Annotated in this window: 19 protein-coding genes; 6 read left to right on the top strand and 13 right to left on the bottom strand. The window is 32.1% G+C overall.

Annotated elements, in window-relative coordinates:
• Positions 1–34: 34 nt before the first annotated feature.
• Together ACFWV9_RS02955 and ACFWV9_RS02950 are read left to right on the top strand one after the other, a co-directional pair.
• Entirely contained in the window at positions 35–1318 is a 1284-nt protein-coding gene (locus ACFWV9_RS02955) for a hypothetical protein (RefSeq protein WP_411893743.1), read from the top strand.
• 1 nt (position 1319) lies between these two features.
• Entirely contained in the window at positions 1320–2261 is a 942-nt protein-coding gene (locus ACFWV9_RS02950) for a glycosyltransferase family 2 protein (protein WP_411893742.1), read from the top strand.
• Here the strand turns inward: ACFWV9_RS02950 and ACFWV9_RS02945 are convergent.
• Positions 2241–2651, bottom strand: coding sequence for a sugar 3,4-ketoisomerase (locus ACFWV9_RS02945; protein WP_411893741.1), 411 nt, complete (start codon positions 2649–2651; stop codon positions 2241–2243). The two genes, ACFWV9_RS02950 and ACFWV9_RS02945, sit on opposite strands and share 21 nt — an antisense overlap.
• Before the next feature lie 2 nt (positions 2652–2653).
• Positions 2654–3748, bottom strand: coding sequence for a glycosyltransferase (locus tag ACFWV9_RS02940; protein WP_411893740.1), 1095 nt, complete (start codon positions 3746–3748; stop codon positions 2654–2656).
• 25 nt (positions 3749–3773) lie between these two features.
• Here ACFWV9_RS02940 and ACFWV9_RS02935 point away from each other — a divergent pair, with 25 nt between their 5' ends.
• Positions 3774–4928 carry a glycosyltransferase gene (locus tag ACFWV9_RS02935; RefSeq protein ID WP_411893739.1) on the top strand — a complete coding sequence of 385 codons (1155 nt, stop codon included), beginning with the start codon at positions 3774–3776 and terminating at the stop codon, positions 4926–4928.
• On the opposite strand, the gene ACFWV9_RS02930 is transcribed toward ACFWV9_RS02935, so the two are convergent.
• From ACFWV9_RS02930 to typA, 10 genes are all read right to left on the bottom strand, one after another.
• Positions 4909–6201 carry an O-antigen translocase gene (locus tag ACFWV9_RS02930; protein WP_411893738.1) on the bottom strand — a complete coding sequence of 431 codons (1293 nt, stop codon included), beginning with the start codon at positions 6199–6201 and terminating at the stop codon, positions 4909–4911. The two genes, ACFWV9_RS02935 and ACFWV9_RS02930, sit on opposite strands and share 20 nt — an antisense overlap.
• Positions 6202–6211: 10 nt before the next feature.
• On the bottom strand, positions 6212–7522 hold the full coding sequence (locus ACFWV9_RS02925; protein WP_411893737.1) for an O-antigen translocase: 1311 nt from the start codon (positions 7520–7522) through the stop codon (positions 6212–6214).
• Positions 7523–8620 carry a DegT/DnrJ/EryC1/StrS family aminotransferase gene (locus ACFWV9_RS02920; RefSeq protein WP_411893736.1) on the bottom strand — a complete coding sequence of 366 codons (1098 nt, stop codon included), beginning with the start codon at positions 8618–8620 and terminating at the stop codon, positions 7523–7525.
• Positions 8617–9489 carry a GNAT family N-acetyltransferase gene (locus ACFWV9_RS02915; protein WP_411893735.1) on the bottom strand — a complete coding sequence of 291 codons (873 nt, stop codon included), beginning with the start codon at positions 9487–9489 and terminating at the stop codon, positions 8617–8619. The genes ACFWV9_RS02920 and ACFWV9_RS02915 overlap by 4 nt, the downstream gene beginning before the upstream one ends.
• A 123-nt stretch (positions 9490–9612) precedes the next feature.
• On the bottom strand, positions 9613–11106 hold the full coding sequence (locus ACFWV9_RS02910) for a sulfatase-like hydrolase/transferase (RefSeq protein ID WP_411893734.1): 1494 nt from the start codon (positions 11104–11106) through the stop codon (positions 9613–9615).
• Positions 11107–11129: 23 nt separating this feature from the next.
• Positions 11130–12614: a hypothetical protein gene (locus ACFWV9_RS02905; protein WP_411893733.1), complete on the bottom strand. Its 1485-nt coding sequence runs from the start codon at positions 12612–12614 to the stop codon at positions 11130–11132.
• Positions 12604–13989 (bottom strand): class I SAM-dependent methyltransferase, encoded by a 1386-nt coding sequence (locus ACFWV9_RS02900; protein WP_411893732.1) that lies wholly within the window; start codon positions 13987–13989, stop codon positions 12604–12606. Before ACFWV9_RS02900 ends, ACFWV9_RS02905 begins: the two co-directional genes overlap by 11 nt.
• Before the next feature lies 1 nt (position 13990).
• Complete coding sequence (locus tag ACFWV9_RS02895) at positions 13991–14188, bottom strand: hypothetical protein (RefSeq protein ID WP_411893731.1); 198 nt, start codon at positions 14186–14188, stop codon at positions 13991–13993.
• A gap of 28 nt (positions 14189–14216) precedes the next feature.
• The gene (locus ACFWV9_RS02890; protein WP_411893730.1) at positions 14217–14456 is read right to left on the bottom strand and encodes a uroporphyrinogen decarboxylase; all 240 of its coding nucleotides are present in this window, start codon (positions 14454–14456) and stop codon (positions 14217–14219) included.
• 7 nt (positions 14457–14463) lie between these two features.
• On the bottom strand, positions 14464–16263 hold the full coding sequence (typA, locus tag ACFWV9_RS02885) for a translational GTPase TypA (RefSeq protein WP_411893729.1): 1800 nt from the start codon (positions 16261–16263) through the stop codon (positions 14464–14466).
• A 193-nt stretch (positions 16264–16456) separates the two neighbouring features.
• Between typA and ACFWV9_RS02880 the strand changes: the two genes are divergently transcribed.
• Entirely contained in the window at positions 16457–16816 is a 360-nt protein-coding gene (locus ACFWV9_RS02880; protein ID WP_411893728.1) for a hypothetical protein, read from the top strand.
• Between the two features lie 56 nt (positions 16817–16872).
• A complete protein-coding gene (gene kdsA, locus ACFWV9_RS02875) occupies positions 16873–17691 on the top strand; it encodes a 3-deoxy-8-phosphooctulonate synthase (RefSeq protein WP_411893788.1) in 819 nt (272 codons plus the stop codon).
• Here the strand turns inward: kdsA and ACFWV9_RS02870 are convergent.
• Complete coding sequence (locus ACFWV9_RS02870) at positions 17678–18067, bottom strand: DUF1801 domain-containing protein (RefSeq protein ID WP_411893727.1); 390 nt, start codon at positions 18065–18067, stop codon at positions 17678–17680. The two genes, kdsA and ACFWV9_RS02870, sit on opposite strands and share 14 nt — an antisense overlap.
• 195 nt (positions 18068–18262) lie before the next feature.
• Between ACFWV9_RS02870 and ACFWV9_RS02865 the strand changes: the two genes are divergently transcribed.
• Entirely contained in the window at positions 18263–23572 is a 5310-nt protein-coding gene (locus ACFWV9_RS02865) for an ATP-binding protein (RefSeq protein WP_411893726.1), read from the top strand.
• Positions 23573–23576: the final 4 nt, after the last annotated feature.

Here is a 23576-nt window from a genome sequence, read left to right as displayed (position 1 = left end):
TACATCTAATAATAATAGGTTTTTGTATTAAATAATGAAGATTATCTGCATAAGTACTTTAGATAAATTTTCTAGATTTTATCTGGATATAAATCAGGAGTTAAAATCTAAAACTAACTCTTCATTAAAGATCATTAGTATTCATTTCAGTGGGTTTTTATATACGTTACTAAGACTTAAATACAGTTGTTTTATTTCTTTCAGTGTATGGATCAAAGTAAACTTTAAAAAGAAATACTACCAAAGTATAATCAAGGATGGTAATACTTATCAAGGTATAAATTATAACGAATTTATTCAGTTTCATTTAGGTCTAAACAAAAATATCTCTAAAACAGATTTACAATATCAATCACTGGCATATATAGATTTTTTCAACAACTTTTTTGAAAGTCAAAAACCTGATTTTTTGATATCCATTAGCGATTCAAGAATGTGTGTAGAAATAGCAGTTGCCTTGGCTAGGCAAAAAGGGGTGAAGGTGTTTTATATAGAGCAGGGCCCTTTTAATACAACATTCTTTGATGACCAAGGTGTTAATGCCAACCTAAGTATTAGAAAGAACTCTTCAGTAGAAAATACGATTCCGTCTAAATCTAATGATAATTCAAAACCGGTGAAATATTCAAGATCCCCATTTTATCGTGGCTTTGATATTTTATTTATGAAGCTATTTGAAAAGTCAAAATTATACCCTCCGGATCTCAAACATACGGACATCAATACATATAAAAAGAAAATATCGAGGCATAAATCGCTTATTGACATTTACAAATTAGACTATGTTCTTTTTGCCTTGCAAATACCACTAGATGTTAACATGATCTATCATAGTCCTATTTATAATTCGCATCTGGAAATAATTAAGGACTTATCAGAGAATCTACCAACTTCTCTCAAATTAGTAGTTAGAGAACACCCGCTCTATATTGGAAAATATGATGAAGAAGTATATAGCTATATTGAAGACCATAATATCATAATTGACAATTTCTCATCCTTGGACGATGCACTTGAAAATGCCACGATTGTTGTCGTTAACAATTCAACTGTTGGTATTGAAGCTATATTTAAATATAAACCCGTAGTTGTTCTTGGCAATGCATTTTATGACAATGATAAAGTATGTACTAAAATTAATTATAAAGAAGAGGTTGGCGAATTATTACAAATAGCGCTAACAAAGACACCTAACAAATTAGAAATTGATAGGTTTAAAAATTCACTTTATAATTCAGTAATGCTCAAAGGTGGTATAACAGATAAAAATTTAGTGTCTTCCAAAACTATTGCAAATCATTTAATATCAAATTCGTAGAATGCCGTTTTTTTCAGTAATTATACCGCTTTATAACAAACAAGACTACATCGCTGACTGCTTAGAAAGTGCTTTGAAGCAAAATTTTAATGATTATGAAATTGTAATTGTTAATGATGGTTCAACGGATAAAAGTTCGAAAATAGCTGAAGGATTTAAGTCTGATAAAATCAGATTATTCCATCAAGAAAACCAAGGTGCAAGCAAAGCTAGAAATAATGCTGCAACCTTTTCAAAAGGACAATACCTTGCATTTTTAGATGCAGACGATATTTGGAAATCAAATCATCTTGAGTGTTTACACGAAAGTATAAAAGCATTCCCTAAAAGTGGACTTTATGCAAATAATTACCTGATAAAACATAGTCAGACCTACATAGCTCCTGCAGAATTAAATATCCAATTAACAAGTAATGTTCCTTTTATCCTCAAGGACTTTTTTGAAGCAAGTCTCAAAGACACTATTGTTTGGACTTCCGCTTCTTCAATAGCAAAATCAAAGTTTGAATCTTATGGCATGTTTAATCCAATATATTTGAGTAGTCAAGATTTAGACTTGTGGATTAGAATTGCATTAAAGGAACCCATAATTTTTAATCCGAAACAAACCATGATATATAACAAGTCTATTGACAATAGCTTAGGTAAAATTGAAGATAATGACGCAAGATTTATTCTTCTTAGTTCTTTCAAAGACTATGAAAAAGGAAATTCTAGCTTAAGTCATTATCTAGATTTAAAACGATATGGACTAGCCTTAAGAACAAAAATTAATGGTGAAATAAAAATCTACAAGGACACCTTAAAAATAATTGATTTCAAAAATCTAAATATGAAACAAAAATTGTTTTTAAAGACACCAACTTTTATTCTTAAGTTACTAAATAAAATTAGACTTTATTTAGTTAAAAACAGCTTGTATTTAAGCCTTTTTAAAGGCTAAGAATTCGTTAAAATCTCTAATATAATCGTCTTCATTATATTTTGCAGATGCCAAAACTAAACAGACACAGCCAGAAGAAAAATTATCGATTTCCCTCCAAATACCTGGTACTATTAACAACCCTTTATGTGGCTTATTTAAATTGACAATTTCCGTATCTCTACCATCCTTTAAGTGTACATCAAAACTTCCAGAAAGAGGTATTATAAGCTGATTCAATTCTTTGTGTGCATGACCACCACGAAAGGCGTCGGAAGGAACATCATACAAGTAATAAACACGTTTTATATCAAAAGGGATTGTAGCACCTTCAATAACAGCTAAAAGACCTCTTTCATCGTGAACCCTAGGTATTTCAATAATTTGTATGTCTTTTATTGTTGAGTTCATATTTATTTTTCAATTAAATTTTTCCATTGCAATGCTATAGCTTCCATTGAAAATGATTCAATACTTTTTCTGGCATTTTCACAACAGCTAAGATATAACTTTTCATCACCTACAAGTAAATTTAGTCCTTTAGCCAATGCTCCTGAATTATGATTCTCAACTAATACCCCATTATGTTTATGCTTTAAAACACCATCCTCATAATTATCATATCTTACACTTACAACAGGTATACCACATGCCAATGACTCTAAAACCGTCATGGGAAATCCTTCAAATCGACTGCTTAAAACAGTAAATTTTGAGTTAAAAATGTACGGAAATGGATTGCTTGAAAAGGGTAAAACAACTATAGTATCTGTTAATCCTAATTCCCCTACTTTAGATAAAATTTTGTCTTTATCCTTTCCATTGCCCATAAGTACTAACTTAACACCTTGAGATTTTAATTTTGAATCATTATATGAGTCCACTAAGAGTGATAAATTCTTTTGTTCATCCTCAAATCTTCCATACCAAAAAACATATGGTGATTCTATAGTAACCGATTCTATCTTCTGTTTGTCTATATAGTCTAAATCAACCGGATTATAAATCGTTTCTAGATGTCTAAAGCCATATTTTTTAAAAATTAAATTTTGTATTTTCCCTGACACTGATACTATGGCTTTTGACTTCTTATACACAAGTTTTGTCAACCATTTAAAAGGTGGGAAATATAAATCTATAGCATGGTTGTGCACTACATAAATGGTCTTTTTTGGATAAACAAGAGCAGATATAATATATTCTGAAAAAGGTTTTTTTCTAACCCTATGATCAACAACTATGTCTATTTTTTTACTTTTTAAAAACTTCCTCAATAACAGTAACCTATTAAATCTACCTAAAATGGTATCATTCTTCTCTTTAATGGCGCCAAGATTGAATAATTCACCTTTGTAGGGATATGAGACACTATTTAAAATAGTAACTATGAATACTTGATAACCTAAGTTATTTAATAGAATAGATTGCAATGAAGCTACTCTATCTGCACCACCTTCACTTAATGAACGAGTGACAATACATATTCTTTTTTTATGATTACTTTGCATATTAATTGGATGGTAAAGATATTAAATGAAAGTTTTACTTTTTGGAGAATATAATAGAGCTCAATGGAATATTAAAAAAGGGCTTGAAAAACTCGGCCATGAAGCCATAGTTGTGAGTATGAGAGATGGCTTTAAAAAAGTTGACGTAGATATTGAAATCAAAGATCCTTACACTAATTTTACTTTTAAAAAGCTTAGAGCTTTAATCATTAAATTATTTGGATATGACATTTCTGCAAAGAGCATAAAACATCAAATTAAATCTAAAAAACAAGACCTTTCAGGTTTTGATATTGTTCAGTTTATTAATGAAGCTCCATTTGATTTTACTCGCGAGGATCAAAAAAAAATATTTGATTGGCTAAAGAATTGGAACAAAAGTCTTTTTCTTCTTTCGTGTGGCCTTGATTACCCTAGTGTAGCATATGCCTATAATAAAAAATTTAGGTATTCTATTCTTACACCGTACTTTGAAAACAAAGGTGCAAAAAAAGACTTTTCACCCGCTTTAAGCTACATTACAGATGAGCATATTGAGTTACACAAACATATTTTTAAAAATATAAAAGGTGTTATCTCCAATGATTTAGACTATCATTTACCCTTAATTGGTTATGATAAATATTTAGGCATGATTCCTCACGCGATTGACACATCTGAACTGAAATATTCAGAACCTGTAATCAAAGACAAAGTTGTTATATTTCATGGAATAAATACCTACAACTATTATAAAAAGGGGAATGACATTTTTGATGATGCCTTAGACTTGATCAGAGATAAATTCAAAGACAAAGCTGAAATTATTGTTACTAGAAATCTTCCATACAAGGAATACATAAAAAGCTTTGATAGAGCTCATATATTATTAGATCAAGTTTATGCCTATGACCAAGGATTTAATGCACTAGAGGCTATGGCAAAAGGTAAAGTAGTCTTTACAGGGGCCGAAAAAGAATGGAGAGAATACTATAATGTAGAAGCAGATACCATTGCCCTTAATGCCTTACCAGATGCATCAAGTATAGCTTCTAAATTAAAATGGTTAATTGAAAATCCTGATGAACTTGAAAAGATTTCAAAAAATGGACGAAAATTTGTAGAAGAGCATCACAATTATATTGATTGTGCCAAGCAATATCTTGAATTATGGTCTAATGCTATAGAGGATCAATCTTAGATTGTTTCTTATAGTATATCTGGATGAATATAATTACTACAATAAGATAGATTACATACCTCATAAAATGAGCAATTACAACACCTTCAGTTCCATATGTAACAATAAATACTTTAGTGAGTACGTAAAACAAAACAAGAGAAATTAACTCTGTTATCACAAAACTTTTTACCAACTTTTTAGCTAAAAACTGGTATGCAAGTACCAAGGCACATAACCTTATAAAATCACCTAATAGTTGCCACTTAAATAATGGTTCCATCCCTAAGAAATTGGGATAGATCAATTCTATTATATAATTACGCAATAGATATACCAGCACCATACCAGCAAAGAAAATTGGCAGTATAGTCTTATAAATATTAAATACCTCCTTATTAAATTCAGATCGATTGTAGATACTGGCAAATCTTGGCAAAACATAAAGCGTAAATAAACCCGTGGCAAAAACCATATAATTTTTTGAAATAAAGTTAATTGCTGTCCAATAACCAGCTTCATTAATATTTATATCCTCTGTAACAATGGTCCTTATTTCTAATTCAATGAAATTAATAAGAAATGCCGAAATAAATGACATTAATGTGAAGGCTAAAAGACTATTTCTATAATCTAAATTGAGTTTGAAATTTTTAAATTTCACATATCGACTCAAGGTTTTACCAAAAATTATCAGAAGTGTTATTAATTGAATAATTGGAGCAATTGCAATAGCAATTATGACACCATTTAGATTATAAGTGTAAAGACCAAAAACTAAAACTACAGAAGCCAATAAATAACTCATTAGCTCAATCTTAGCATATTTTTTGTAATCCGATAAACCACTAACAACGCCATTTATGATCCTACTAAGAGCAATAAATGGAACTATAATTGCTAATAGCTGAAAAACATATGCAAATTCAACCGTACCAAAAACATAGGTCGTAAAATAATTTGCACCAATAAATAGCACTAATGCAGAAATTATCGATCCAATTATAAGAAAAACTGTTGCAGTAGAGAAAACTTTTGTGAGTTCGGGGCGATTATCCTTTAATTCGGAAACATACTTTACCAACCCACTAAAAGTTCCAAGCGTCGATGTACTTGAAAGCATAGCAATAATGTTTCGAATTTGACCAATATTTGCTATACCTGCTTCACCTACAGTAACAGCTAGTAGTCTTTGAATAAAAACGGAGACAATAAGCCTTATAAAGATCACAACTGCATTCAAAGATGTTATCTTTAAAACAATATTATTCTTAATAAAGCCAGGAAGTTTCAATATTTCTAATTTAATTATCCTCTATTCCTTCATCCGATAGCACACCGAACAAAGAACTACCAAAAATTAGTAATATTATTCCAAAATGCATAAAATAACTGAGACAATGGCCCATTACAGCTCCTTTTAAGCCATATATATCTATGAAGTATATACTAGAAAAATAAATAATTATAAAAAGGAATATTTCTAGAATTAGGAAATGAGCAAACATCTTCTTTGCAAGGAATTGATAAGCAATTACCATGGATAATACCCTCATAAAATCACCCAGTATTTGATATCCGAACAGATCTTCAACTGGTTTAAAGTCTTCAGTGAATAACATACTCACTAATAAAGTCCTGCTTAAGTATATAACTAAAAGCATTAGCCCAAAAATGGGCATTATGGTTTTATAAAAACTAAATACTTCTTTTCTAAATTCTTTCTTTGAATTTATTTCAGCGAATCTTGGTAGAATATATAACGCCATTAGTGAATTGATGAACATCAAATAATAATCAGAAACACGATTCATGGCTTGCCAATAGCCTGCTTCTTTTAACCCAATTTCAGTTATTAAATAATTTCTAATTATAATTAGAACAATTGGTATGGCAATAGATGAAACTAGTGCCATTATCATATATGGACTTAAATTATTTAGTATTGAAAAACTAAAGTCTGTTATTTTAATATAATGCATTAAATTCTTTCTATAGAGTACGCCGACAATTGAAATTAAAAGGTTTAAAGCTGGTGTAATGACAACCGCAACCAATGCACCATCAATGTTATCCTGCCAAATCAATAAAATGGTTACTAATAGGCCTAACACCTGACCAATAATATTAATGATGAAAAGTATTTTATACTTTGAAAAACCGTTCATTATAGCAAACACGAACATGTTTAGGGCATAAAATGGTAATACTATTGCAAGAATCTCAATGACATAAGTGTATTTATAATTACCTTGAAATATTAAACTATTAATGAATTCAGCATTATAATAAATAAGAAATGCCAGTAGCATTGAAGAGAAAAACCCTAAGTAAAAAACAGTTGATAAAGTTCTGCCTAATTCAATAGAATTATTTTTAAACTTATCAATAAACTTAACAACACCTTTATATAAACCTGCTATGGCGACGGATTGAACGGCACTTAGGAAGTTTCTCAAGTTTCCTATGAGAGCCATTCCCTCTGCTCCAATAAAAACAGCAATAAATTTTGAGATTAATATGCCAGCTATAATCTTAACACTAATATTTGCCGTATTAAGACTAGCCGCCTTATTTAAGACCTCTGTGTTTATATAGTCAAAAAACTTCTTCAATTAATAGGTGTTTAAAACTTCAATGACACGATTTACTTCATCATTTGTCATTACGGGACTTATAGGCAAACTTATCACTCTTTGATGGATCTTCTCAGTAATTGGTAGTTTTAATTTTGAATACACCTTTAAAGCTTCTTGTTTATGCGGTGGTTTCGGATAATGAATTAACCAACCTATTTCATTTGATTCCAAATATTTGATAAGTTGGTTTCTATCCTCAACTTCTACAACAAAGGCATAAAACACATGATTATTACTATTATTATAAAATGGAAGTTGAATTTTTGGATTTTTAATTTCACTTAAATACATTCTGGCAATTTCTTGTCGCCTCTCGTTATCCTTATTGAGTGATTGTAATTTTATTGATAAAAAAGAGGCTTGTAACCCATCTAATCTACTGTTATAACCAATAATTTGGTTTTCGTATTTAATATCACTTCCATAGTTTGACAATTTCCTTACTACCGAATTTAGGTCAGGATCATTCGTAACAATCGCTCCACCATCACCAAGTGCACCAAGGTTTTTACTTGGATAAAAACTAAATGCACCTGCATTAGTTAAGTTACCTGCCCTACCATTTTCACAAGAAGCTCCATGAGCTTGTGCTGCATCCTCAATGAGCAATACATTCTTGTCTTTAATTACTTTGCTAATAGCATCGACATCCGCCAGTTGACCATACAAATGCACAACTATTATTGCCTTTATATCATCATTGAAAACCGATTTAATAGATTCGGCTGAAATATTATAAGTAGCCTTATCAGGTTCAGCAAAGACAGGTGTAAGACCAGCATGAATTACTGATAAAATGGTCGCTATAAAAGTATTCGCAGGCACAATTACTTTATCACCTTCTTTCAACTGACCCAAAGCTATGTAACCTTTTAATATTAAAGTAAGAGCATCTAAACCATTACCTGTGCCAATACAATACCTCGTACCACAATAATCACTAAACTCATTTTCAAATTTCGTGACGCTTTTTCCTAATATAAAATGTGAGTCATTAAGATCCTCATTTAATGCTTCATGAAACTGATCTCTGAATCTGTCATTTATTTTATGTAGGTCTAAAAACTTAATCATACAAATATATCTTCAAGGAGTTGATGATTCTTTGTTTTTATATTGTAAAAACTTTGAGTTGTAGATTTTGCCCCAAAGCCTTCTTTCCAAAACTGCAGACCTTCATTAATATTATTTCCATTATTAGTATTTGACGTACCAAAACTAAAATACTTTTTATGAGGAAAAATGGTTTTGATCAACTCAATATGTAAATAATCTAAGCTTCCCAATTTATTCTTTTGGGCATTACCCGAAATATATTGACAATGGACAACATTTTCGTTTTCAAATATAGTAGTACCGCCAACAATTTTGTTATTATGGTAAACATTGAATTGTCTTATATTTTTAGGAAAATCGAGTTTCAATGCTGTTATTTCTTCGAGGCTATGTACAGGTTTTACACCGTGCTTTGTTTGAAGATTCGGTTGTAATATTTCCTTCCAAAATAAATCAAAACTTTCCGTTTCCTTAACTTTTAGATTGTATTTAATCCCACGTTTATAACCTTCTTTTCTGCTACTAGAAAAATACACATTACCAACATCTATCACCGAATGCAAATCGGTTCTGACGAGCTTGGCATTAGATTTAAAACAGATGTAAGATAAAGGATTGTTTATTTGGTTATTTAGATAAATAAAAGGTAATTCTTTAATGATTAAATCATTTATCCTTTTGTCTTGCAAAAAGTTTAATATGGCTTTGATTGTTATAATATAATCTTTGGTCTTTATTTTTTTTGAATGTATTAAACCACCGTAACTTAAACCTTGGTGAGAATAAACAGAATCATTATTAATATTTGCTGGTAAGACAGCTAACAGTTTTTCATCTTTATAAATCAATAATGAATAATCCGTGAACCTATCGTTATGATAGTCCATAAACTCCCTTTGAAATAAAAATGTTTGCTGATTGCTTTCTTCAACAAATTTATTCCAGATAGTAGCATCTTCTTTGGTATATTTTTTTACAGTAATTATGTGTGAAAATTTTAGTTTCTATTATTAGTTACTCTCTTTTACAATTACGACATTACCGTTATCGTCAATAGCTTTGACAACATTTTTGAGTCCTAAGGTATTTAATTTTAAATTATAACTAGAATCATCTTCGAGATAATCTAGATACTTTGAATCTTCACTTAATACCGAAAACAAAACTCTGAACATATTTACATTAGTTTTTAGGTCTTTGTCAAATCCATCTTTTAAATGGCCATTCCATTTGATGGCAGCAATATTTGAAAAAATAGAGTGTATTAGTGCTGGACTTTCATTTGAAAACAAATCGTTAAAACTTTTTAACCCTACCCAACCTCCATGGTCTGCTAAAATAATAATAATACTATTTTCATCTTCTTCTGTAATATAATCAACGACCTCCTTTAACCATAGATTGACTTCAGATATACGTTGTAAATATTTATCTCGCTCTTTTTTGATAGACTCTTCAGTTTTATAAAACCCTACGTGATGTGGTAATAACTTCTCTACAAAGAAAAATTTAGGGTTTTCTGATTTTATACTCATTGCTTTTTTTAAATCATCAAAAACATTTCTCACCTCACTATCGCCCTTGGTTATGTATGGAAAATCTTCTTTGGAAATATTGAAATAATCATAATTTTCTTGCTTCCTGTTTTGTTGAAAATATTCGTCTTGTGCGATAAAAAAAGTTGTGTAACCATTATTGTTTAAAACAGATATGGATGGATTTGATGTAGTAATTGCCTCCCTACCATTTGCCATTTCAATAGCAGGAAACAGCATATCACCAAAACGATGGTGTTTCATACCAAATAAGGATGCATTAGAAGTTAAACTCGCTGGATAATTACTTCTAAATTCATCGTAGATCTTAAATTTAGCGTCCTTTAACCATTGATATAAATTACTAATGGAATCGTATGGTGAATGTTTTAAAACTGACTCAGCAACATAGCCATCAGGTTGAATTAAATAAATATTTGGTGTTGCTTTTAATTTTAAGTTTATAATATCGTCTGGTTGTTGTAACCAAGCATCACCCTTAAGGTCCTCATAAGTATTTATAGCAACTCTTAAAACTGACAAACAAGAAAATATTCCTAATAAAACGATTATTTTTTTGTAGTGTTTTCGGGCATCAAAAGGCAATAAAAAACCTAAAGCAACAACAAAGCCAAAGAGAAATATACGTTTTAGCGTGGATAAAAAATACGTATGTGTTAAAAAAAAGAGTACTGCTAAAAGAACAAACCAAAACAATACCTTATGACCGTTGTTCTTTATAAAATTCGTCTTCTTGCAAATAAATATCCATATCAAAAAAGGAATCAAAACCATTGCACAAAGGATTGAAACAAAAAACAACAAATGCGACCAAGAATTTACTGCCCAATAATTGTTTGAACCATAAAACAACACTGGCGTAAGTCCTACAATTAAAAAGGTTATCAAAGGGTAGTCCTTTTTACTATTGATAAATACGTCTATCTTATTTCTTAGCTTACTTATCATTTCAATAACATATTAGACATGTTTTAATGGTCTATCTTCTTTAATGCCGTCCCTGATTTATTTAATACTTCAAACAAACCATCATTAATATCATCATTAAGTTTTAAATAACTTTTGTCGTCTTGCAAGGTCTTTAAAATTGTTGAATCTTCGCTTAAATATGAAAATAAAAACCTGAACAAATTAACTGAACTTAATAGCTCATCTTTATAATCTGGTTTTTCAGCCGGCCATTTTATGGCAAGTAATGAAGAAAACATAGAATGAATATGGTCATCTGAATTAGGAGTTTCAATAGATTGCGCAGAGTAATCGTACCCTACAAACCCACCATGGTCTGCCGCAATAATTACTAAACTATTAGGATCTTGTTTAGTTATTAGATTTACAATTTCAGTTAACCATTTATTAGCTTCTGCCAATTCTTCTAGATATTTTAATCGTTCTATCTCTTTACCTTTAGAATGCGGTTTGTAAGTACTTATATGTCCAGGTAATATGCGCTCTATAAAATAAAATTCTGGTTGTTCCGACGATTTTGAAATGGACTCTTGCAAGCTAACATTAACAGACTTATTGATATCAAAACCGTTGGACAATATTGGAATTTCATCAAGTGAGATATTATAAGTATCATAAGCTATTCTTGGCCTATTGACGAGCAAAAAGCCGTTTTCTAATATCAAATTGGTTGTATAACCATTATTTTTAAGAATAGACAATACTGGATTTTCTCCTACGATGACATTTCGCGCAAATAATAATTCCTTGTCTGAATTAGTGTAGCCATAAAAATGATGATTCATTGTAAATAATGAGCTATTTGAGCTTAATGTAGAATAGTAGTTGCTTCTAAAATTTGGATATAGTGTAAAATCTTGAGATTCTAAAAAATTTCTAAACCCTTCATTATTATAGTTGTAAAAACCTCGGTTTACTTGAGAAAAACCCACATAACCATCAGGTTGAATAAGATAAATGTTAGGCTTCTTTTTAAATTCTGGTTGAATAGCTTTGGTGGTGTCAGCGTACCAATCATTTTTATATTCCATACAGCCAATTAATGTTGGCATAAGAAACAATAAACCAACAAAAGCTAACAAAAATTGAAATCTCACTATTTTATCAAGGTAATTACTAAAAATCAGTGCCAATAAGAATGAAACAAAGATTAAAATGACAATTACCTTTTTATTAAATCCGTAGGTAGCATAAAGCATTAGGCAACAACAAATACTTAAATTCAAGAAAGTAAACACTAAAAGTGTTTTGTTATTTCCAGTTTTAAAAAACTGACTTCCATAATACAGACTTACTAATAGGATGGTGGGTAAAACTAAAAATATGACTGAAAAAGCAACAAACTGATGCAATGATGAAATTAATGCAAAATTAGATGAATAAAGATAAATTAAAGGGTACAATCCTGATGCTAAACCACATAAAACAATTAATTTTCTATTCGCATTAAGCTTTGTTTTTCTTTTTAATTGAATTTTAGTCAACATTATTCTTCATTAAATACATAACTCTTTCAGAATTTTTTACCTCAAGCTTTTCAATAATATCATAGAATTCTGAATAGGATTTTTCAAAATTATCAATGTTGTAAAAGTCAAAATACGACTCAAAATCTCCCTTGGCCTTTAATAAGCGCTGTACCCACGAATCATTTCGTTTGGGAAATTCAATAATTAAAGTTTTAGAAAATGTACTAAAAAATTTAGCTGAATCTTTAAACGGTACATTACCTGACAAAGACATATGGTGAATCACAGCTAAAGCCATTGTAACATCAGGTGAATACTGTTCAATACGCTCTAAAAACGAACTTCGTTCTTTATTATTCAAACCAATGGCAGGTGATGGATTTAAAACATTTAACACAAATGGTAATACATCCTTCTCCTTGTTTTTCTTTAACTTAAGATAGTTAACATCGACCGCGTTATTATCAATATCACAGACGAGATTTTCTTCAATTTCAAAATCAATAAATCTAACAAAGGTTCCATCATTTCCACCAACATCGATAAGTGTTTTCGGTTTCAAATTATTTATCCAGCTATTAATTATTGCAGATTTGTGCTTAAATGCCTCATCAGAATAATTAATCTTGTCATAGTAATCTGCCCACTCTGTTTGTCCCTTAAGCTTTAAATTTTTGATGTAGCTATATAAGCTCTCAATAATATTGAGCAATCCTTTTTTTGATAAACCTTTAACTTGGGTTTCTCCTTTGTAATCTTTACTGTGCTTACCTTCAAGCTTGGCCAATAAATGGATATTACTGTACAGCGTGGGATTTATTTTTGTCCTATTGGGAATAAGCGAACTAAGTAAAGTAACAGGTATGCCATCAATAAAATTACTCATTAACTTTAATTGATCTGCTCCGTGATAATGCGCTAAAACAAGAGGCCCAAAAAAATGAGTTATAAATTGCTTATAAGCTCGCCAAGGTTCATTTTCTTGATAAAAATCGAAGCTCAGAGTGTCAATAAAAATTGCACTTCCTTTATGAAATGTAATATTGAAAGCTGAAGCATCTTTGAGTGAAAATCCTTTTTCTAAAGCATATTTCTGAATCTTAAGTGTAAGAAGTGCAGCCTCCTTAAACATATTAAAACTCCACTCGTACGGATATGTTATAAATGGAATAGGTTCTGGTTGAACTATAATTTCCTTCTCTGAATGTGACAACTCTTTATGTGGAATCAATAGAGAATTTTCCATCAAACTATTAAAAAATCCTGAATCTGTAAGTGCGCGATATTGTTTAAAGTAAATAGGGTTTATCACCCTCTTAATTTCGCCATTATCTATAAAAACATATCCAGAAGGATCTCTAAATGAGGAAGAATGAAGTGCTTTAGAATCCACTTTATTTTGTATTGTCTACATCAGAATCTTTAACATCAATATCATCAAACACATCATCTTCCATCGGCTTAGCTATACCTAAAAACACCTTGATTTTATACATCAAATTTTTTGAAAACAAAACCACTCCTGCAACCGCAGCCACAATAGCTTGAATTATCATTGCCCCTAAACCTGGATCGAAATAAAGAAAATACATTTAACTAGTTTTTGTAAATATAAAACTTCTAATTTTTATTAATAGTCAAATAATAAATATTAACGGTTAAAATTGCCGCATTGGCTATAATAATAGGTAGACCTATTCGTATACTTGGCATTAAAAACCCATACAGAATAAACAAAACACAACCGGTCATATTTACAAGCCTTAACTTCTTAACATCTTTCATAGTAAATGATATTAATACCATAAAAGAGGCTAAATAGCCTACAAATTCAGTACCAGTGATGCCAAATAGCTCCATAAGTTGCTTAAATACTCTTTGATCGTTTACGATCTACTTCTTTCAATAATACTTTGCGAAGTCTTAAATGATTTGGTGTTACCTCAACATACTCATCTTTCTGAATATATTCTAAGGCCTCTTCTAATGAAAACTTAATCGCAGGTACAATCTTTGCCTTGTCGTCTGCACCAGCAGATCTCACATTACTTAATTTTTTAGTTTTAGTAACGTTAACTACCATATCATCTCCACGTGAGTTTTCACCTATGACTTGACCTTCATAAATATCTTCTCCTGGATTAATAAAAAACTTACCGCGATCTTGTAATTTATCAATAGAGTATGGAATTGCTTGACCATTTTCCATGGATACCAAAGAACCATTTTGACGTTCTGGAATCCCACCTTTTAAAGGTCTATATTCCGTAAATCTATGCGCCATTATAGCTTCACCAGCAGTTGCGGTTAAAAGCTGATTTCTTAAACCTATGATTCCACGAGATGGTACAATAAATTCACACACCATTCTATCACCTTTGGCTTCCATGGTAAGCATTTCACCTTTACGCATGGTTACCATTTCAATGGCTTTTCCTGAAACTGTTTCTGGTAAATCTATAGTCATTTCCTCAAATGGTTCGCACTTAACACCATCAATTTCTTTAATGATAACCTGCGGTTGTCCTATTTGAAGCTCATAGCCTTCACGACGCATAGTTTCGATTAAAACCGATAAGTGTAATACACCACGGCCAAAAACCATAAACTTATCTGCACTGTCAGTTTCTTCAACTCTTAGTGCCAAGTTCTTCTCTAGTTCTTTAGTTAGGCGTTCTTTTATATGTCTTGAGGTTACAAATTTTCCGTCTTTACCAAAAAATGGAGAATCATTAATAGTAAATAGCATACTCATAGTGGGCTCATCAATTGCAATAGTTTTTAATCCTTCTGGATTTTCAAAATCTGCAACTGTATCACCTATCTCAAAGCCTTCTAAACCAACAATAGCACAAATATCTCCTGCCTGAACTGAGTCAACTTTTTTACGTCCTAATCCTTCAAACGTATGTAGTTCTTTAATCTTACTTTTCATAATGCTACCATCTCTTTTCACCAATGATATGGGCTGATTTGCTTTTAAGCCACCTCTAGTCAATCTACCAATAGCTATTCGTCCTGTAAAAGATGAGAAGTCTAAAGAGGTAATAAGCATTTGTGTTGAGCCTTCGGAAATTTTAGGTTCTGGTATATGCTCAATTACCATATCTAACAATGGTTCAATATTATCAGTTGGTTGTTGCCAATCTTCACTCATCCAGTTATGCTTAGCAGACCCATAAACAGTTGGGAAATCCAATTGCCACTCCTCTGCTCCAAGTTCAAACATTAAATCAAACACTTTTTCATGGACTTCATCTGGCGTGCAGTTTTCCTTATCAACCTTATTGATCACAACGCACGGTTTTAATCCCAAATCAATAGCCTTTTGTAAAACAAATCTTGTTTGTGGCATTGGTCCTTCAAAAGCATCAACCAATAGTAAAACACCATCAGCCATATTTAAAACACGCTCTACTTCACCACCAAAATCGGCGTGACCAGGCGTATCGATTATATTAATCTTTGTATCCTTGTAAATAACTGATACGTTTTTAGATGTAATAGTAATACCTCGTTCACGTTCTAAATCATTATTATCAAGAATTAAATCACCTGTGTTTTCATTCTCACGAAACAATTGGCAATGGTACATAATCTTATCTACCAAGGTTGTTTTACCATGGTCTACGTGAGCAATAATTGCGATGTTTTTAATCTTAGTCATAACTGATGCTGATTTTAAGCGTGCAAAGGTACGTCTTAATACGTGTAAATCGTTAATTATATGTTATTATTTCATTTTCAAACAATTTGAGTTCGTATCTTACGTTCTTCATTTGATTAATAGTAAAAAGCCTTTTCACAACCAACCGCTAATTTCTGGCTATTTACATCTGAACCCTAATAATTAATAACAGATGAAAGCAATTAGTAAATACACTCGTTTTATCCCTTATTTATACTTTATCTCAGTTATATTGTATTGGTTTACTTATTCTAACAGAACTGAGGGGATTTCTGCCTATCCAATTTTATTATTTAGTATACCATTTTTATGGCAACTTATTAGACCAAACCGAAACCTCAACTTTTCTTTAGGTATCATATTTGTATGTGTGTCTTCATACATGATATTAGCGTATATTCTTGATATTTTAAATGTAGTCAATTGGTTTGGAGCTTCTTCATCCGTACTAACGAGTATAGGACTAATCATCTTAGGTAATTTTGTTATGGCATTATGGATGATACGCAATAGTATTCAGAAGCAATTTTAATTGAACCTCTTTTTAGGCATTAAAATATTATCTTTGCGACTTAATATGTTAAGTCAATAGCTTTGATAACAATTCCTAAAATAAAACATTCAGATTCAAACAATTTCTTTCTTTTATGTGGTCCTTGCGCAATTGAAGGAGAAGACATGGCTTTACGTATAGCCGAAAAAGTCGTTTCTATAACTGACAAATTAGAAATACCTTATGTTTTTAAAGGAAGTTTCAAAAAAGCCAATCGTAGCCGAATAGATAGTTTTACAGGCATAGGTGACGAAAAGGCACTTAAAATATTAAGAAAAGTCTCTGAAACTTTTGATATTCCTACTGTAACCGACATCCATGAAATATCTGATGCATCAATGGCCGCTGAATATGTTGATGTGTTGCAAATTCCTGCTTTTTTGGTCAGACAAACTGATTTAGTAGTTGCTGCCGCGAAAACAGGTAAAGTCGTTAATCTTAAGAAGGGCCAGTTTATGAGTCCTGAAGCTATGAAACATGCGGTTCAAAAAGTAAAGGATGCCGGTAATGAAAATGCATGGATTACGGATAGAGGTACTATGTTTGGTTACCAAGATATGATTGTAGATTTTAGAGGAATTCCAACAATGCGTCAGTTTGCTCCAACCGTTTTAGATGTCACACACTCATTACAACAACCTAATCAAACAATAGGAGTCACAGGAGGCCGTCCAGAAATGATAGAAACAATTGCAAGAGCAGGTGTTGTAAATAATGTTGATGGCTTATTTATCGAAACCCACTTTGACCCTTCTAATGCTAAAAGTGATGGTGCAAATATGTTGCATCTTGATAATCTCGAAGGATTATTAACAAATCTTGTGGCTATAAGAAAATTGATTAATTCTTTTTAGGTTTTTTTGAACCCAATATCAATTTAAAAGGGTTGGTATTTATTTCAAGCTGTTTTGTAATAACATATATAATTACCTCATCTTCAATGTCTTTAACAGATTTATAGCGTAGTGATGTTACGGATTTTCGATTTGCTGTAACAAAATACTCTCTATATTCATCGAGTTTTTCACCATGCCAAAAGGCCAAATCCACATAGTCTTTAGACTTATTAAGATAGCATAACGGAATACCATTATTGTAATAAAAAGGTATACGCCATTTAAAAAGCAATTGGGCATTAGGAACAATAGCCTCAATAACACTCTGTAGCTGTAGTAAAATAGATTTATAGGGCTCTTCTTGTTTAAGAATATATGCTTCAGCCGGATTCATGTGATATAACTATATAAAACTTGATTTAAAATTGACTGATATATTTTTATAAGCATCAGTATTTTCCTTAAATTTAGCAATAACCAATCAAATCAGACTTACCTCACCTCTTTATTTGAAAAGAACAATAACCCTAATGATAAATCTGAAGCAGATATTTATTTTATTAAACCTAGTTCAAATTAAAGGATTGCAATGAAGTTAACCACAAAATTAATTAATGAATTAGACCAATGGTTAGACAACTACTGGAAAATTTATCTCAAAGGAGACCTTAAAACTTGGTCTCAATATCTTAGTGACGATTATTACAACATAGGAGGAACCAAAGAAGAAATTTGGCGCAATAAACAAGAAATATTAGACTACACTTACACAATTCTAGATCAATTGTTAGGCAAAGTAGAACTTCGCAATCGCAATATTGATGTTATAACATTTGAAAAACATGTTATGGTTAATGAGTTCCTGGACATGTATATAAAAAATAACAAGGACTGGGAATTTTATGGTCATTTTAGATTATCATCATTTATAGAAAAAACTGATGATAGCTGGTTAGTCCTTCATCAACATGGCTCATTTCCAGATATGAAAGCAGCAGAAGGTGAAGCATTTGGTCTGGATGCTTTGAAGGCAGAAAATGAAAGGTTACAAAAAGCAGTTTCTGAACGCACGCTTCAACTAGAACATAACAATAGAGAATTACAAATTGAGGCATCATTGCAGCGCATTAGAGCAGAAGCTGTAGCTATGAAAGCATCCTCGGACTTACTCGATATAGTCGTTACCATGCGAAATGAGTTCATCAAACTTGGTCACGAGGCACATTATTTCTGGCATATGATGTGGTTACCAGAAACATATGAAAAAGCAATGACCTCTGGTGATGGAAGTAAAATTGGATTTGTAATGACACTGCCAAGGCACATACATGGCGACATTCCGTTATTGGCTAAATGGGAAAAAAGCAATAAACCAACTGTTGTTTATACTTTTACTACAGAAGAATCCATAGACTATGTAGATAAAATGGTAGCACTTGGTGATTTTAAAAGTATAGATCCACAAGCACCAAGTCATGATGATCTTAAGCATATAGGAGGATTAACATTTATCATGGCACGCACAACACATGGTGAAATAGGTTATAGTCTACCAGGAATTGTAAAAAATCCACCAAAAGAGGATTTAGACATACTGGTTCGCTTCGCAGGAGCTTTTGACCTCGCCCATAAACGATTTTTAGATCTTCAAAAAACGGAAGCACAAGCTCGCGAAACACAAATAGAACTCGCCATAGAAAAAGTGCGAAGTCGTACTATGGCGATGCAACATAGTGATGAATTACAAGAGACTTCATTCTTATTAGATCAGCAGGTAAGAGCTTTAGGGATTGAAACATGGGGCTGTGCATTTCATATTTATGGCGAAAATGAATCTACAGAATGGTTCGGTAATGAAAAAGGTGTTTTACCTACCTATACCGTTCCTAGAACTGGAATATTTAAAAAGTATTTCGAAAAAGGTAAAAAAGGAGAGACACTTTTTGTACAAGAATTTTCAGGTAAAGTATGCGTAGCTCATTACGAATATATGAGTACGCTTCCTGTAATTGGAGATGTTCTTTTAAAATTAAAAGAAACTAATAACGGATTTCCAACCTATCAAATAGATCATGTTGTCTATTTTAAATATGGGTATTTATTATTCATTACTAAAGAGCAAGTACCAGATGCCCATGATATTTTCAGACGTTTCACTAAAGTTTTCGAGCAAACATATACACGTTTCCTTGATCTTAAAAAAGCCGAAGCACAAGCTAGAGAAGCTCAAGTTGAAGCCGCATTAGAACGCGTGCGATCGGCTTCTATGGCTATGCATAAAACGGAAGACCTTTCTGAAGTTGTATTGGTTTATTTTCAACAACTTAAGCAATTAAATATTGAATTTGTACAGTCTTGGATTACTATATTCCATTTAGACGAAGGCTATGTTGATGTATGGTTCTCACCACTTGAAGGGTTATATGACACACCCACACATTTTAAGATGCCAAGTGCACTATTTGAGGAAACTAGCATAAAATCTTGGAAAGAAGGCAATTCTTTTTCTAGCATTTCTTTTGAGACAAAAGAACAAGTCAACCAATTTTTTCAAGTCTGTGATGATGTAACATCAAGTACTTATTTTGGTGATACTCAGAAAAAATTGCAGTTAGAACAATTCGAAATGCTAGATGCTAATCACAAATACGGTTGCATCAGTAAATCAAGCACCCATAAAGCCACTGAAGAAGAAAAAACTATTTTAAAGCGTTTTGCTAGAGTTTTTGATCAAACTTATACACGTTTTCTGGACCTACAGAAAGCCGAAACACAAACAAGAGAAGCACAGATAAATCTTGCTGTAGAGCGTGTAAGGGCTAAAGCCTTGGCCATGCATAAATCTGAAGAGATTATGGAAGTAGTTGCCAAACTTAAAGAAGAAGTTATGGCTTTAGACATTCCAGATGTCATTGCAGCAACTATTTTTTTAAGTGAAGGTGATGATAAAGTTAGAATGTGGGATTTATCGTCTCTTGAAAAAATAGATGGTGTCTATCAATCGCCTTTAGATATCACTTTTAAGCTTAAAAAAACAGATCCGCATTTATATCCAAAACGTGTTTGGGAAAACCCTGATAACTACTTTGTAGAAATTCAAGATGCAAATGGATTTAAAAGAATTTTAGCATGGCTTCGTGAACATGGTGAACATGATGTTGCCAATGAAACTGAAGCATTTATCGAAACCACTCAATTAAAACAACTCTATCATGTTGCCAAAAAACTAAACAATGGCAAATTAGTTATTGATTTATTGAATCCACCATCAGATGAAATGGAAGCCATTTTAACCAAAATGGGAGCGGCTTTTGATCTGGCCTATAAACGTTTTGAAGATTTACAAAAAGCCGAAGCACAAGCTAGAGAAGCTCAAATTGAAACGGCTCTAGAACGTATACGATCACAATCCATGGGTATGCAAAGTAGTGGAGATTTTGGTAAGGTAACCACAGAAATGTTCAATCAATTGAGAAGTTTTGGAGAAGAACTTTTTGCTACAGGGATTGTCTTTTGCGATAAACATGAAGGTCATGTTGAACAATGGCATAGTATACCAGGTGGAGGTATGCTCAGCCCAATGATAGTTCCGGTGGGCTTGGATTATATTCATCAATACCGTTACGATCAGTGGAAAGCTAAGAAAGAGTTGTTTTCAATTGAAATTCCAAGTGATTTTATAAAACAACATTTTGAGGATATCTTTAAGCTCCCATCGGCACAAATAACACTAAAAGATTTAGAATCACGAAACGCACCTATGCCTGAACCACCACCTTGGGAAATAGATTATGGTGCTTCATTTAAAAATGGTTACATCCTTGTTTCATCGCTTAAACATCTAGAAAACACTGATTTATTACCACGTTTTGCAAAAGTCTTTGAACAAACCTATACACGATTCTTAGATTTACAAAAAGCTGAAGCACAAGCTAGAGAAGCACAGATTGAAACTGCTTTAGAAAAGGTTCGTTCACAATCTTTGGCCATGCACAAGCCAGATGAATTGCAGGAAGTGGTTGCGGTTGTAGCAGAAAAACTAAAAGAATTAGGAGTTATATATGATGCAGGAGGTGTAATTCTTTGCACCTACTTCCCATACAATAAAGATGTTGTGCATTGGATTGCTGTAGATGATTTTTCAACTTCGGGACGCTATTTTATGCCTTATTTTGATAATCCTATTTTTAACGATGCCTGGGACTCCAAAATAAAAGGCGATGCCTATTTCTCAAAAGAATTTCCCGTAGAAGCGAAAAATGAGTTTTTTAAACATGCCTTTGAGAATAGCGATTATAAAAACATGCCTGAAGACTATAAAGAGTATGTACTTAAAGCTGATACGCATGCTTTATCGGCTGCCTGGTCAAAAAATTCTGCAATTATTATTCCTTCGCTATCTGGAGTTGTACCCTCAGAAAGCGATGCAGATATACTAAAACGATTTGCTAAAGTTTTTGAACAAGCTTATATCCGTTTTATGGACCTTGAAAAAGCCGAAGCCCAAACTAGAGAAGCACAGATTGAAACTGCACTTGAAAAAGTAAGATCTAGAACGATGGCAATGCAACATAGTGATGAATTGCCCGAAGCTGCTAATAATCTATTTCTGCAAGTACAAGAATTAGGTATACCAGCATGGAGTGCAGGCTACTGTATTTGGGAAGATAAAACCAAAAAGAGCTCTTGGTGCAATATGAGTAGTGAAGGTGAAATTCAAAAAGGGTTTTCCTTACCAACTATTGGTGAGGGATATAATTTTTATGACCCGATGATCAAAGGAGAACCATTTTATGTCGCTGAGTTGGGTGGTAATGCACTTGTAAAGCATTACGACTTTATGAGAACATTACCCATTGTAGGTGAAATATTTGATGATTTTGCAAAAAAGGGTATTGATCTGCCAACCTTCCAAATCTTTCATATTGTTTATTTTGAATATGGCTTTGTAATGTTTATTACTTATGAGGCAGTACCAGATGCTCATGATATTTTTACCCGCTTTGGTAAAGTGTTTGAACAAACTTATACTAGGTTTTTGGATCTTCAGACTAAAGAGACCCAAGCAACAAAACTTGCGGAAGAAAAAGAAAGACTAGAACATACACTAGATAATTTGCGTACTACTCAAAAACAATTGATTCAATCTGAGAAAATGGCTAGCTTGGGTGAGCTTACGGCCGGAATTGCCCACGAAATTCAAAATCCATTAAACTTTGTCAATAATTTCTCTGATGTAAGCAAAGAGCTATTAGAAGAAATGATAGAGGAATTGGAGAAAGGTGATATGGAAGAAGTCAAAGCCATCATGGATGATGTGGTACAGAATCTAGATAAAATAAACCATCATGGTCAACGCGCAGATAGTATTGTAAAGGGTATGTTGCAACACAGTCGTGCCAGTGGCGATAAAAAAGAACCTACCGATATTAATGCATTGGCAGATGAATATCTTCGGTTAGCTTATCATGGTTTACGTGCTAAGGACAAATCCTTTAATGCAGAATTGGTGACAGATTTTGACGATTCTATACAAAACATTAACATAATACCACAAGACGTTGGGCGCGTTATTCTTAACCTGTTAACTAACGCCTTTTATGTGGTTAATGAAAAGAAAAAAACAGGTATTGAAGGTTATAAGCCAACAGTATCTATTAGTACAAAACGCATAAAAGATTTTGTAGAAATTAGTGTAGAAGACAATGGTAACGGTATGCCAGAGTCTGTAAAGGAAAAAATATTTCAGCCTTTCTTTACTACCAAACCTACAGGTGAGGGCACAGGTTTGGGCTTATCCTTAAGTTATGATATAATTACCAAGGGTCATGGCGGAAAATTAAAGGTAAAGTCAGATCAAGGAAAAGGCACAATATTTAAAATTGAACTGCCAATATAATAAA

Origin of the sequence: Winogradskyella sp. A2 (assembly GCF_046762865.1) — a bacterium.
GTDB lineage: Bacteria > Bacteroidota > Bacteroidia > Flavobacteriales > Flavobacteriaceae > Winogradskyella.
The sequence above is the reverse complement of the archived record's forward strand: the minus strand, read 5'-3'. Positions and strand labels throughout refer to the sequence as shown.